Origin of the sequence: Pseudazoarcus pumilus (genome assembly GCF_002872475.1) — a bacterium.
In the GTDB taxonomy this organism is placed as follows: domain Bacteria; phylum Pseudomonadota; class Gammaproteobacteria; order Burkholderiales; family Rhodocyclaceae; genus Pseudazoarcus; species Pseudazoarcus pumilus.
Map to the genome: position 1 here is coordinate 2,313,486 of NZ_CP025682.1, position 12,831 is coordinate 2,326,316.

Sequence of the window (12,831 nt, forward strand, 5' to 3'; positions counted from 1 at the left end):
GTTTCGCACCCGGCAACACAAAGGGGCGCCGCGAGGCGCCCTTTTTTCATCGGATCATGACAATCTCAATCAAGCGAACTGACGTACACCGCCACCGCCTTGATCTCGAGCTCGGTGAGCTTGCCGGCAATACCCTGCATGACCGGGTCTCCGCCGTCGGCAAAGGACTTGAGGCGATTCTCGATGTAGCGCGGGATCTGGCTCGCCAGCCGTGGCATCTGCGCGCTGCCGTGGCCGTCCTCGCCATGACAGCTGGCGCACGCGGGCACGCCGGAATACTCGTTTCCGCGGTTGTAGATGAAGCGCCCCACCTCGAGCAGACCGGCGTCGTCCGTGACGTTGCCGGTGGTGGACTTGTTCTCGAAGAACACGCCCAACGCGAGCATCTCCTGTTCGCTCAGCTCACCGACCACGCCCTCCATCATGTTGCTCTTGCGCGCACCGCTCCTGAAGGCTTCGAGCTGGCGCACGATGTATTGGTAGTGCTGGCCGGCCAGGCGTGGAAACAGCTTGGTGGAACTCTCGCCGTTGGGTCCGTGGCACATGAAACAGCTGTCCATGTGGATCGCCTCGGCGCGCGCCAGATCGACCGCCGGCGGCTCGGCCGCCAACACCGGCCCTGCCACGACACACGCCGCCACAACCGTAAAGATGCGCTTGCTGACCATCGGTTCTCCTCTTCGACTTGGCCGCGCCGCTCTGCGACGGCCTCGATGCTGGAATCGGAAAGCAGATTATCAGAATGCGCTAATGCACTGGCAAGCAGATGCGCTCACCAGCCGAGCTCGATGATCCACGGCGACGCGTGCTGCGCCAGCGCGGTACGAACATAGGCGACGGTGGGCTCGGGCAGCGCGCTGCGGGCATGCCAGGCGAGCGCATCGCATTTGTCGGGTTCGGCGATGTACGGCTCGCCACTCCAGTGCGAGGCGCGCAGGAAGAAGTCGATGCGGTTGGTGTCCGACTTGCGGTGGATCACGCCCAGCATCTCGAGCGCGTCGTGGACCAGGACGATTCCGACTTCCTCGGCCAGTTCCCGGCAGGCTGCCGCGCACAGCGATTCGCCGTCCTCGACATGGCCGCCGGGCAGGCTCCACTGTCCGTCGAAGAAGCCGGTGCCGGCACGACGCATCAGCAGGATGCATCCATCGTGCTCGAGGAGCACGTGTACACCGGTCGGAATGCCCGCATGAGAGGCTGCGCTCACCGGACGGCGCTCAGTGCTTGCCGGTGCTGCCGAACCCGCCCGCACCGCGTTCGCTCTCGTCGAAGCTGTCGACGATGTTGAAACCGACCTGCAGCACCGGCACCACCACCAGTTGCGCGATGCGCTCCATTGGCTGGATCGTGAAGCTGGCGCGCCCGCGGTTCCACACCGAGACGAAGATCTGACCCTGGTAGTCGGAATCGATCAGCCCCACCAGATTGCCCAGCACGATGCCGTGCTTGTGACCCAACCCCGAGCGCGGCAGGATCATCGCCGCCAGCCCGGGATCGGCCAGATGGATCGCCAGCCCGGCGGGTGCCAGCGCACTGTCGCCCGGATGCAGGCACAGTGGCGCCTCCAGACACGCCCGCAGATCCAGCCCGGCCGAGCCGTCGGTTGCATAGGCCGGTGGATGCTCGCGCAGGCGCGTGTCGAGAATGCGGACATCGATGTGGTGCATGGGGAAACTCCGGCAATTGTTCAGCGATGCGCGAGCAGCGCCGCGATGCGCGCGACGATCTCGCGTGCCACCACGTCCTTGGACGCGCGCGCCAAAGGATGCGCGCCCTGTTCATCGTATAGCGTGACCTGGTTGTCCTCGGTCCCCAGGCCGTCCTGCACCAAATTACCGACCACCAGCGCCAGCCGCTTGGCCACCCGTTTGGCCTCGGCATGGCGATCCAGATCGCGGCTCTCGGCAGCGAAACCCACGCACAGCGGCGCATCGTCGCGTGCCGCGACCTCGGCGAGGATGTCCGGATTGGGCAGCAGTTCGAGCGTCATCGCCGCGCCCGACTTCTTGATCTTGTGTTCCTGTGCCGCGGCCGGACGGTAGTCGGCCACGGCCGCGACGCCAATGAAAACGTCGCTGCCCGGCAAGGCCGCGAGCACCGCCTCGCGCATGTCGCGCGCACCGGTGACGTCGACGCGCTCCACACCGAGCGGCGTCGGCTGCGCGCAGGGACCGGCCACCAGCACGACCTCGGCCCCGGCCTGACGGCAGGCACGCGCCAGCGCGAAACCCATGCGCCCGGAACTGGAATTGGTAATGCCGCGCACCGGATCGATGGCCTCGAAGGTGGGTCCGGCGGTGAGGACCACGCGCCGCCCGACAAGTCGCTTGGGAGCGAGGAAGGCGACGAGATATTCGAACAGATCCTCGGGTTCGAGCATGCGCCCCATGCCGGTCTCGCCGCAGGCCTGGTCGCCGGCCGCCGGTCCGAGCAGCATCGCGCCGTCCGCGCGAAGTTGCGCGATGTTGCGCCGCGTCGCCGGGTGTTCCCACATCTGACGGTTCATCGCCGGTGCCACCAGCAGCGGACACTCGCGCGCGAGCGCCAACGTGGTGAGCAGGTCGTCCGCTCGCCCCTGCACCAAGCGTGCGATGACGTCGGCCGTGGCCGGTGCGACGACGATCGCGTCGGCCCCGCGCGACAGGTCGATGTGCGCCATGTTGTTGGCCATGCGCGCATCCCACAGGTCGGTCCATACCGGATTGCCCGACAGCGCCTGGAAGGTCACGGCGGTGACGAAGCGCGCACCGCCCTCGCTCAGCACCACGTGAACGTCGGCACCGGCCTTGACCAGCAGGCGTACGAATTCGGCCGCCTTGTAGGCCGCCACCCCGCCGGTCACGCCGACCACGATTCTGCGTCCTGCGAACTCGCTCATGTCGAATGGATTATCATGCAAACATCATCAATGGGAGGCGACCATGGCGATCACCGACTGGCCCGAGGACGAGCGTCCGCGCGAAAAACTGCTCGCGCGCGGCGCGGCCGCGCTGTCCGACGCCGAACTGCTCGCGCTGTTCCTGCGCGTGGGCGTGCGCGGCATGAGCGCGGTGGATCTGGCGCGCGCACTGATCGAACGCTTCGGTTCGCTCACCGGCCTTTGCAGCGCCTCGGCCAGCGAATTCGCCACCGTCCCGGGCATGGGATTGGCCAAGTATGCCCAACTGCAGGCGGTGATGGAACTGGCGCGCCGCGCGCTGGCCGAGCGCATGCGCGAGCGCGACCTGTTCGATTCGCCGCGCGCGGTGCGCGACTGGCTGCGTCTGAAGATCGGCCCCTTGCCGCACGAGGTGTTCATGGTCTTGCTGCTCGACGCGCGCAACACGCTGGTCGATGCGGTCGAACTGTTTCGCGGCACACTCACGCAGACCAGTGTGTATCCGCGCGAGGTGGTCAAGCTCGCACTCTCGCGCAACGCGGCGGCGGTGATCTTCGCGCACAACCATCCGTCGGGAGCGCGCGAACCCAGCACGGCGGACGAAGTGCTCACGCGCAACCTCAAGCACGCGCTCGATCTGGTCGACGTGCGCGTGCTCGACCACTTCGTCGTCACTGCACATGCCGATCCGGTGTCCTTCGCCGAACGCGGACTGCTGTGATGCACGACCGGCCGTCAACAACGATGATGTAGGTCGCATCGAGCCGAAGGCGAGTGCGACACCCCCGCCAACACCTGCCGCAGCGTCGGCCCTCGCTGCGCTCGCCCCGACCTTGTATGTTGAAGGTGACTGCCTGAGCAGTCGATGTAGCCGATCACCGGGGAGGCCGTACCGACCCTGAGGCAGCGCGATGCTGACCTCGTATGTAGAGCGGCCCCCCGCCTCATTGCCGACTTCGAGGAGTATCCGAAAGCCAGCGCTGAGCTGGACTTTGCATCACAAGGTCGAAGTGGCAAAAAGTACGAGGTCGGGGAAGCCGGTGTTCACAGGTACCAAATCTTGCGCTGGAGGGAAAGCCCATGTGTGTGGTGGGAATCGATATTGCCGCCAAGAGTTTCGATCTGGTCGTACGCCGCAACGGCACCAATGCCAAGGTGCGCCGCTTTGAGCAAACCCCTGCGGGCCACGCCCAGGCTGCGGCGCATCTGAAGAAGCTCGCGCCCGAGCGGGTGGTCATGGAGGCGACCGGAGTGTATTTCGTGGATTTGGCTGTGGCCCTGCACGCGGCCGGCCTGCCGGTGAGCGTGATCAACCCGCGCAGCTTCAAGCACTTTGCCCAGATCAAACTCAAAGGCAGCAAGACCGATGCGATCGACGCGGCCTTGCTGGCCGAATACGCCCAGCGCATGGCGCCCGCGCTGTGGGTGCCGCCGGCGCCCGATCGGCTGGCCTTGCGCGATCTGGGCCGTCAAATCAACCGCCTGATCCACGCCCGCACCCAGGCCAAGAACCGCCTGCATGCGCTCCAGGCACGTCGAGACGTCTCCGCGCTACTGATCGACGATGAGCGCGAAGGCATCGAACAACTCGATGCGCGCATCGAGCGGCCCAAAGGCGCTGCGCAGCAACGCATCGAACAGTGCGCGCAACTGTCGGTGATGGCCCAGCACCTGCGTTGTGCCAAAGGGCTCGGTGCGGCCAGCACGCTGGCGATCCTGGCTGAGTTGTGCGTGTTGCCCACGCAGATGAACAGCGCGCAGGTCAGCTGCTTTGCCGGACTGGACGTGCGCCTGAACCAGTCGGGTAGCAGCGTGCACAGGCCCGGGCGCCTGTCCAAGGCCGGGAACGCCTATCTGCGCGCAGCCCTGTTCATGCCGGCCATGGTCGCCGTGCAATCGGACCCCAACGCCAAGGCCTTCTACGAAGCCTTGCTCGCCCGCGGCAAAAAACGCATCCAGGCCTTGTGTGCGCTCATGCGAAAAATGCTCACCGGAATCTGGGCGTGCATCCGCAATGGAACCCCGTTCGATTCGAGCCGACTGTTCAGCTGCGCTCAGACTCTTTTAAAGGCTTGACCGTCAACGGAGTATCTACTCGGCGACCAGTTCCACCGATTCACCCCCCAGACTGACCTTCTGGCCCGCGCGCAGCTTGGCGCGCTTGCGCGTCTCGACCGCACCGTTCACACGCACCTGGCCGGCCTCCACGGCGGCATGCGCCTCGCCGCCACTGCCCACCAGCCCGGCTGCCTTGAGCAACTGGTCCAGCCGGATGTGATCGCCCCGCACCGCGAATCTGTCCACTGCGGATTCTCCCGCTTAGAATTGAAGCCATGACCTTACACGAACCGTCGGGCCTGCCGGATCTGGCCGCGCTCGACGCAGCGATAGAGCGCGCCGAAGGTGCCGGCGCACTGCATGCGATCCGCACCGAACAGACCTTCATCGAAGATGACGGCATCCGCTTTCTGGTGCGCTGGGCTTCCAGCCTCGCCGCCAAGGACGCCGCGCGCAAGCCGGCGCGACGCGAAGCGGCGCCGGCGAACCCGTTCCTGCCACCCGAGGCTGCGTTGACGCTCGGCCCGGTCGGTCGCGATCACCTGCTGGTGCTCAACAAGTATCCGGTCATCGCACGCCACCTGCTGATCGTCACCCGTGAATTCGCCGAACAGAGTGTGCCGCCGACGCGTTCGGATTTCGCCGCGCTGGCCGGCGTGATGACTGCGTTGGGCGGGCTGGGCTTCTGCAACGGTGGCGAGGCCGCCGGCGCGAGCCAGCGCCACAAGCACCTGCAATGGATTCCCGAATCCCCGCAGAGCGACTGCCTGCGCGCGATGACGGCGGCGCTGCCGACCGGGAGCGCGCCGCTGGAACTGGTCGAACACCCGCGACTGGCCTGGCGCCACGCCTTCGTGCGCCTGCCTGCCGCCGCCGACGGTGCGGCGCTGCTCGCGGCCTTCGAACGCGCCTGCGCGCACTGCGCGCTGCATTGCGCGGGGGGACTCATGCCGCCCTACAACTTCCTCGCCAACGAGGCCTGGATGCTGGTCGTGCCGCGCTCGCGCGAGCACTGCGAGGGCATCTCGATCAACGCCCTGGGCTTTGCCGGCTCGATGTTCGTGCGCGATGCGGCGCAGATCGAAACGGTGCGCGGGATCGGGCCGTTGAAGATGCTCGCCGCCGTGGCGATGCCCGCCCGCCCGGGCTGAACTGCCACGCACGTCGCGCCCCAGCGCGGTCATGCTCGTCGCAACCTACGCCGCGCGCGGCAGATCGAAACGCGGCAGCGGCGGCAGGCCGATGGTCGCGCGCAGTTCATCGCACTTGGGGTTGGGCGCGCCATCGTCGAAATACACCGGCAATTCGCGGCAGGGGGTGGGGCGATTGTCGTAGATGGTGCACGCCACGGCGCGGCCGACCTCGCCCGCCAGCGCGCTGCAGCGTCGTGGCACGCTGTTGCTGCCCTGCATGCAGCGCAGGTGCCCGTTGAGCTTTTCCGTCATGTGCGCGGGCACGAAGCCGCCGGGCGCGTCATCGCCCTCGGCCCAGTAGAAGGAGATGCGAAAGTGCGTGCAGCAGATGCCGCAGCTCATGCAGGGATTGTGGTCGCTCATCGTCCGGCACCGGATGCGTCGGCCTGCCCGGCCGGGCAGACCAGCGGATCGACGACGCATCGCGCCTGCCCGACGGCCACCGTAGCGGCGCCAGCGGGCCGGATTGTCGAAGGATCGGACGATCGCAGCGCGCGGATTCTAGCGTTTTCCAAAGTCGCCGCAAGAACTTTTTAACCAGTTTTCTCAGTTACTTGCGGACAAATGGATTCAGACCGAGAGCGGCGGCATGCCGTGACGCCTGCGGGCGTCGTCGCACCCCGGATCGCCGATGCCGAGCGCGGCATAGGGCGCGAAATCGCGACAGGGGCCGGGACGCTGTTCATAGATCGTGCAGCGCACCGCCACGCCGACCTCGCCGTCGAGCGCGCAGCATCGTGGCGGCGCCGCGTCGGTACCGCGCATGCGCACGATGTTGCCGATGACCGGCACGGTCAGCGCATCGGGCACGCCGCCCTCGTCGCGGCTGGCCAGGCACGAGGCGTGGAAATCGACGATCAGCGACGCGCAGCAGGCGCCACAGGTGCCGCACACATCCCCGGCTTCAGGCACCGGCCGCCCCGCAGCATTTCTTGTACTTCTTGCCGCTGCCGCAGGGGCACAGTTCGTTGCGTCCGGCCGGCGCACGCGTGCTCACCGGCGTGTCCAGCGACAGCGGCACCGGCTGAGCCAGCTCCAGGTCCATCCAGCGCGCGCGGATCTCGACGATGGCATCGCGCGCCTCGGACAGCCACTGCAGACGCACGCTGTCGGCCGTCTCGTCGTCGGCGCTCTCCCACGGGCGCACGAGCGCCTCGAGCGCTTCGGTCACCGCCTCGGCGTCGTGACGCGGTACGTGATCGGCCCAATCGGCGGGCCACAGTTCCAGGCCCTGCATGAAGCCTTCGATCCATTCCTCGCCCACCGCCAGGTCGTCGGCGCTGGATCCGGCATAGCAGAACGGCTCCCAGCCCTCCTCGGCACCGATGGTCGTGACCAGTTCGTTGTAATAGCCGAGCACCAGCCGGATGGCCTGCTGCATACCGCTGCCCGAGGCGAACGCGGCCTCCTCCTCGTCGGCACTCCACACCGCCGGCATCCATGCGCCTACGTCGAGCGCTGCGGGCGCGATGATCACGGCGGCGAGATAGCCGTCGAGCATTTCGAGGTTCATGCAGTCGGCCGGCACGATCTCGGAGGTGAGGATCTCCTCGAGTGCATCGAACTCGTCATCGCTCAGTTCATGCGGGTTGACGATCTCGTCGGTCATGGGCGGTCTCCGTGGTTGGGGCGAGACTGCGCCATAGCCGCCCAAAGCGCAAGCGACGACGACGGTGCGCGATCACCGGCGTCGAAGGCAACGCGGTACAGTGGCTGACCCGAATCGCGGTACTTGCGTTCGAAGGGTGTGAGCGGTTTATTCGCGACATAGGACTCCACCGCGATCGCCCGCCCGGTCGCGACGCCGGCCGCCAGTGCGAACTCATCGGCATACACGCGCCAGTTGGTGCGGCATTCGACCCATCCGCCCGGCGCCAGGACATAGGGAAACACCGGATGCGCGGGCCAGCGTCGCGCCACATGGCCGATCTTGGGCCATGGGTTGGGATACAGCAGCCAGTGCCGGGCCGGGCGCAGGCCGGCAGCGTGGAACAGACGCCAGTAATCGACCAGGTCGGCACGCACGAAAACCATGTTGCGCGGAAGCAACGCATCCGGGTAGGGCTTGCGTCGGGCAAGCCGCTCCTCGGAGCGGTCGACGCCGATCACCCAGTGATCGGGATGGCTGCGCGCCAGTTCGATGGTGCTGTGGCCGACCCCGCAACCGGCATCGAGAATCAACGGTGCGCGCCCGTCCCAGCCCTCGAGACTGCGCTCGAAGGCGTCGCGATTGTACGGCGCGCAAGGCTTGCGGAAGGGCGTCTCGAAATGGCGCCGCAGGCGCGCCTCGAGCCCCTCGTGTACACCTTGCTGGGCACTGACCGGAATGCGGGAATTGGCGTAACTCATGAAGATGCGGGGCGAACCACGGCAAGGCGCGCACCGGAACTCGGGTCGGCTTCGGAGACGGCATTATCCCTTGCTTTTGCCGATGACTTGAAGCACAATTGCCGACTTCAAACGAATTTTGCCTGCGCATGGCCTTACGGAATGCGTGGCTCGAGACTTTCCGAGGACTTTGATGAAAGCTGAAATTCATCCCAACTACAGTGATGTGCAGGTGAGCTGCTCGTGCGGCAACACCTTCACGACGCGTTCGACCGTCGGCAAGCCGAGCATCCACGTCGAGGTCTGCTCTGCCTGCCATCCGTTCTACACCGGCAAGCAGAAGATCGTCGACACCGCCGGCCGTGTCGAGCGCTTCCGCCAGAAATACGGCAACGTCCAGCGCCTGGGCTGAACCCCGCGCAGACGCATCCCGCAAGGGGCAGCCCAGGCTGCCCCTTTTTCGTTGCAGCGCGCCTTGGCGCGCCCGCAAAGCGCCTTCCCGGCTAGAATCGGGGTTTTCCCGCACGCATCCCCGCAGGACCCGATGCCTTCAGCCAGCACCACCCCGATCCGCTTCGGACAAAGACTCTACGGCCCGACCGGCTTCACGCTGCTGATCCTGCTGTATCTGGTTCCCGGCGTGATCGGGCACGGCCCGTGGCGCGGCGACGATGTCGAACACTTCGCCATCGTGCACAGCCTGCTGGCCGGCGAATGGCTGCTCTACCCGACACTCGCAGGCCAGCCCGAAGGTGCATTCGGGCCGCTCCACTACTGGATCTCGGCCCTCTTCGCGCTTGCATTGGGGTGGCTGCTTCCGGTGCATGATGCCGCGCGCCTGGCGACTCCGGCGATGGCGGTACTGGCCACCTTCTGGATCGCACGAACCTCGGCTCGCCTGCACGGACGCCAGACACGCGCGGTGGCCGCCCTGCTCATCATCGGCACGCTGGGACTGGCCGTGCATGTGCACGAGAACCAGCCCATGGTGACGCTGATGATGACCCAGGCGCTGACGCTCGCAGGGCTCGCGCTCACGCCCGAACGACCGCTCCGGGGTAGCCTGCAGGCCGCCGCCGGCATCCTGCTGGCGTTTCTCGCGGCCGGCGCGGCGGGCATGCTGCTGACCCTGCCGCTGATGCTTGTCGCGGCCACCTGCGCGGCCGAAACCCGCAACCCGCGCACCAGCGGCGCGCTGATCCTGTCGCTGAGCCTGGCACTGGGCGGATGCGCGTTGTGGCCGCTGGCGCTCGGCAGCCTCGAGCCGGCCATGCTCGACCTGTGGTGGGAACAGGCCTGGCTGGATCTCGCCCGCGACCCGCTTCACGGCGCGGGCGTGCCACGCCTGCTCGAACTGCTGGCCTGGTTCACCTGGCCGCTGTGGCCGATCGCGATGTGGTCGGTGTGGCGCGCGCGGCGTCAGCTCGCACGGCTGTCCTGGCTGCTGCCGCTGTGCGCGCTCACTCTCGCGCTGCTTTGGGTCTTCCTGCAGGGCAGCTTCAATGCCGCGGCGATGTTGCCGCTGGCCCCTCCGCTGGCCCTGCTCGCCGCCGCCGGCGTGCCCACGCTGCGCCGTGGCGCAGCCAACGCCTTCGACTGGTTCGCGGTCATGACCTTCGCCGTATTCGCGGTGCTGATCTGGCTGGCCTGGAGCGCCCAGGTGTTTGCCTGGCCGCCCGGGCTCACCCGCAGCCTGGCGCGCATGGCCCCCGAATTCGTGCTCACCGGCACCGCACTGCAGGCGGCCGTGGGCAGCGTCATCGTGCTCGTCTGGGTGGCGCTGGTGCGCGGCCTGCCGCGCAGCTTCCAGCGCGGACCGACCAACTGGGCATTGGGCATGACCATGCTGTGGTGCCTGACGGTGACGCTGCTGTTGCCGTGGTTCGACCATACGCGCAACTACCGCCCCATGGCCGAGTCGCTGGCGCAGGCGCTGGCCGACGAGCGCGCACTGTGCGTGGCCACGCTGGGCCTGACGAACAGCCATCGCGCCACGCTCGATTACTACACCGGTCTGCGTCCGCAACGGGTGCGCGAAAACGAGACCACATGCCGCTATCTCGTCACCTATGACGACGAGCTCAACCCGGGACAGACGCCATCCTGGCAATGGCGCGAGATCTGGGAATACCGCCACGCGGGAGGAAAACGCCTTGAAGTCTTCCGCCTCTACCGACGCGACTGAACACGTCGGCGGACCGACGCGCCTGCCGGCCTGGTCGGCGCTCGCCGAGTGCGCCGCGCGCCTGGCAGAAACGCGCACCGACACGTTGTTTCGCGCCGACCCGCAGCGTTTCGAGCGCCACCTCCTGCGTCACGAAGACATCCTCGTCGACCTCTCCAAGCAGCGCATCGACGCGACCGCGCGCGATGCACTGCTGTCGCTCGCACGCGAGGCACGCGTTGCGGATGCGATCGAGGCGTTGTTCGCCGGCGAGATGCTCAACTTCACCGAAGGACGAGCCGCCCTGCACATGGCCTTGCGCGGCAGTTGCGCGATCCCGCCAGCGGACGCGGCCACGCTTGCCGACAGCGATCGGCGCATGCACGCCTTCGCGCGCGCGCTGCGCGACGGACAGGTGCGTGGCGCGCTCGGCGACCCCATCCGGCGCGTGATCAATCTGGGCATCGGCGGCTCCGACCTGGGCCCGCGCATGCTCTGCCAGGCCTTGCGTCCTGCCGCCGACACGCATGCGCCTGCGGTCGACTTCGTCGCCAACATCGACCCGCGCGAACTCGACGACGCGCTCGCGCATGCCGACCCGCGCAGCACGCTGTTCATCGTCTCGTCGAAGAGTTTTACGACGCTCGAGACCCTGGCCAACGCACGCGCGGCGCGCGCCTGGCTGCACGCCGCGCTGGGCGAGGGCACCACGCTTGCGCCGCACTTCGTCGCGGTCAGCGGCGACACGCAGGCCGCGGCGCAGTTCGGCATCACGCGCGAGCGCATCTTCACGGTGCCCGACTGGGTCGGCGGACGCTTCTCGAGCTGGTCGGCGATCGGTCTGCCGGTACTCGTCGCGATCGGCGAGCACGCCTTCGACGCGCTGTTCGCCGGCGCCCGCTCGATGGACACGCACTTTCGCGAAGCCGCGCCCGCAGACAACCTCCCGCTGGCGATGGCGCTGGCCGGCATCTGGAACGACGCCTTTCTTGGTTGCGAATCGCTTGCCGTTCTGCCCTACGCGCACGGGCTGCGCGCCCTGCCGGCGTGGCTGCAGCAACTGGAGATGGAGAGCAACGGCAAGCGCTGCCGGCGCGACGGCCAGCCGGTGGAAGCGAATACCGCCCCCATCGTCTTCGGCCACGAGGGCACGGTCGGCCAGCATGCCTTCCACCAGTTGCTCTATCAGGGTACCCGCCGCATCGCAGCGGACTTCATCGTGCCGGTGGGCGGGCGCGACGAACGCCAACGCAATCTGGTCGAGAACGCGCTGGCGCAGTCGGCCGCGCTGATGCAAGGGTTGAGCGACGAAGGCGCGCGCGCCCTGCTGCGTGAAGCCGGCCATTCGCCGCAAGAAGTCGAGCGGCTCGCCCCGCATCTGGTGTGTCCCGGCAACCTGCCCAGCACGACGGTGCTGCTGCCGGCGCTCACGCCCCGCGCGCTCGGACAGCTGATGGCGCTCTACGAGCACAAGGTCTTCGTGCAGGGCTGGATCTGGAGCATCGACAGCTTCGACCAGTACGGCGTCGAACTGGGCAAGCGCATGGCGCGGCGCATCGCCGAGCCCGGACACCGGCCGTCGCACCCGGCGACCGCGGCCCTGCTGCAGGCCGTGGAGGCAATGCGCGACGCGAACTGAGCGCCTTCAGTCCGACAGGCGCAGGAAGTGTTCGCGATAGTGGCGCAACTCGGCGATTGATTCGTGCACATCGGCCAGCGCCTCGTGGCGGCCGGACTTCTTGAAGCTCTCGAGCACCTCGGGGCGCCAGCGACGCGCCAGCTCCTTGAGGGTGGACACATCCAGGTTGCGGTAGTGAAACCACGCCTCCAGGCGCGGCATGTAGCGCGCCATGAAGCGGCGATCCTGGCAGATGGAGTTGCCGCACATCGGCGAGGCGCGCTCGGGAACGTAGGCGGCTATGAATTCGAGCATGCGCGCCTCGACCGCCGCCTCGTCCTCGGTGGCCGCGCGCACGCGCGCGGTCAGGCCGGATTGACCATGTGTGCGCGTGTTCCACTCATCCATCGCGTCGAGCACCGCGTCGCTCTGATGCACCACCATCACCGGCGCCTCGGCCACCACTTCGAGCGCGGCATCCGTGATCACCACCGCAATCTCGATGATGCGATCGCGGTCCGGCTCGAGCCCGGTCATTTCCATGTCCAGCCAGATCAGGCGGCTGCTGTCCTGTGCCATAATCGAAGTGCCC

The 12,831-nt window shown here is 67.4% G+C and carries 16 protein-coding genes; 6 read left to right on the forward strand and 10 right to left on the reverse strand.

The features are described 5' to 3' along the window. Positions 1-65: 65 nt before the first annotated feature. From C0099_RS11305 to coaBC, 4 genes are all read right to left on the reverse strand, one after another. Positions 66-668: a c-type cytochrome gene (locus tag C0099_RS11305; protein ID WP_102247511.1), complete on the reverse strand. Its 603-nt coding sequence runs from the start codon at positions 666-668 to the stop codon at positions 66-68. Positions 669-772: 104 nt separating this feature from the next. Continuing rightward, a complete protein-coding gene (locus C0099_RS11310) occupies positions 773-1,207 on the reverse strand; it encodes an NUDIX hydrolase (protein ID WP_228151572.1) in 435 nt (144 codons plus the stop codon). Between the two features lie 10 nt (positions 1,208-1,217). Continuing rightward, entirely contained in the window at positions 1,218-1,667 is a 450-nt protein-coding gene (gene dut / locus C0099_RS11315; RefSeq protein WP_102247512.1) for a dUTP diphosphatase, read from the reverse strand. Between the two features lie 20 nt (positions 1,668-1,687). Beyond that, the gene (gene coaBC / locus C0099_RS11320; protein WP_102247513.1) at positions 1,688-2,878 is read right to left on the reverse strand and encodes a bifunctional phosphopantothenoylcysteine decarboxylase/phosphopantothenate--cysteine ligase CoaBC; all 1,191 of its coding nucleotides are present in this window, start codon (positions 2,876-2,878) and stop codon (positions 1,688-1,690) included. A gap of 43 nt (positions 2,879-2,921) precedes the next feature. Here coaBC and radC point away from each other — a divergent pair, with 43 nt between their 5' ends. Both radC and C0099_RS11330 read left to right on the forward strand, forming a co-directional pair. Continuing rightward, positions 2,922-3,599 carry a RadC family protein gene (gene radC, locus C0099_RS11325; protein WP_102247514.1) on the forward strand — a complete coding sequence of 226 codons (678 nt, stop codon included), beginning with the start codon at positions 2,922-2,924 and terminating at the stop codon, positions 3,597-3,599. Between the two features lie 359 nt (positions 3,600-3,958). After that, entirely contained in the window at positions 3,959-4,954 is a 996-nt protein-coding gene (locus C0099_RS11330; RefSeq protein ID WP_102245894.1) for an IS110 family RNA-guided transposase, read from the forward strand. A gap of 15 nt (positions 4,955-4,969) precedes the next feature. Here C0099_RS11330 and C0099_RS11335 read toward each other — a convergent pair whose 3' ends face one another. After that, positions 4,970-5,182 carry an RNA-binding S4 domain-containing protein gene (locus C0099_RS11335; protein ID WP_102247515.1) on the reverse strand — a complete coding sequence of 71 codons (213 nt, stop codon included), beginning with the start codon at positions 5,180-5,182 and terminating at the stop codon, positions 4,970-4,972. 29 nt (positions 5,183-5,211) lie between these two features. Between C0099_RS11335 and C0099_RS11340 the strand changes: the two genes are divergently transcribed. After that, the gene (locus C0099_RS11340) at positions 5,212-6,087 is read left to right on the forward strand and encodes an ATP adenylyltransferase family protein (protein ID WP_102247516.1); all 876 of its coding nucleotides are present in this window, start codon (positions 5,212-5,214) and stop codon (positions 6,085-6,087) included. A 45-nt stretch (positions 6,088-6,132) separates the two neighbouring features. Here the strand turns inward: C0099_RS11340 and C0099_RS11345 are convergent, their stop codons facing one another. From C0099_RS11345 to trmB, 4 genes are all read right to left on the reverse strand, one after another. Beyond that, the gene (locus tag C0099_RS11345; protein WP_102247517.1) at positions 6,133-6,492 is read right to left on the reverse strand and encodes a YkgJ family cysteine cluster protein; all 360 of its coding nucleotides are present in this window, start codon (positions 6,490-6,492) and stop codon (positions 6,133-6,135) included. Positions 6,493-6,699: 207 nt separating this feature from the next. Next, on the reverse strand, positions 6,700-7,041 hold the full coding sequence (locus C0099_RS11350) for a YkgJ family cysteine cluster protein (RefSeq protein ID WP_102247518.1): 342 nt from the start codon (positions 7,039-7,041) through the stop codon (positions 6,700-6,702). Beyond that, positions 7,034-7,738: a UPF0149 family protein gene (locus C0099_RS11355; protein WP_102247519.1), complete on the reverse strand. Its 705-nt coding sequence runs from the start codon at positions 7,736-7,738 to the stop codon at positions 7,034-7,036. The genes C0099_RS11350 and C0099_RS11355 overlap by 8 nt, the downstream gene beginning before the upstream one ends. Then, the gene (gene trmB, locus C0099_RS11360; RefSeq protein ID WP_102247520.1) at positions 7,735-8,478 is read right to left on the reverse strand and encodes a tRNA (guanine(46)-N(7))-methyltransferase TrmB; all 744 of its coding nucleotides are present in this window, start codon (positions 8,476-8,478) and stop codon (positions 7,735-7,737) included. The genes C0099_RS11355 and trmB overlap by 4 nt, the downstream gene beginning before the upstream one ends. Before the next feature lie 172 nt (positions 8,479-8,650). Here trmB and rpmE point away from each other — a divergent pair, with 172 nt between their 5' ends. From rpmE to pgi, 3 genes are all read left to right on the forward strand, one after another. Further along, on the forward strand, positions 8,651-8,869 hold the full coding sequence (rpmE, locus tag C0099_RS11365) for a 50S ribosomal protein L31 (protein ID WP_102247521.1): 219 nt from the start codon (positions 8,651-8,653) through the stop codon (positions 8,867-8,869). A 132-nt stretch (positions 8,870-9,001) separates the two neighbouring features. Beyond that, positions 9,002-10,642, forward strand: a complete 1,641-nt coding sequence (locus tag C0099_RS11370; RefSeq protein ID WP_123785251.1) for an ArnT family glycosyltransferase — start codon at positions 9,002-9,004, stop codon at positions 10,640-10,642. Next, a complete protein-coding gene (gene pgi, locus C0099_RS11375) occupies positions 10,611-12,260 on the forward strand; it encodes a glucose-6-phosphate isomerase (RefSeq protein WP_228151573.1) in 1,650 nt (549 codons plus the stop codon). Before C0099_RS11370 ends, pgi begins: the two co-directional genes overlap by 32 nt. A gap of 6 nt (positions 12,261-12,266) precedes the next feature. Here pgi and orn read toward each other — a convergent pair whose 3' ends face one another. Beyond that, positions 12,267-12,818, reverse strand: a complete 552-nt coding sequence (gene orn / locus C0099_RS11380) for an oligoribonuclease (protein WP_102247523.1) — start codon at positions 12,816-12,818, stop codon at positions 12,267-12,269. Positions 12,819-12,831 lie beyond the last annotated feature (13 nt).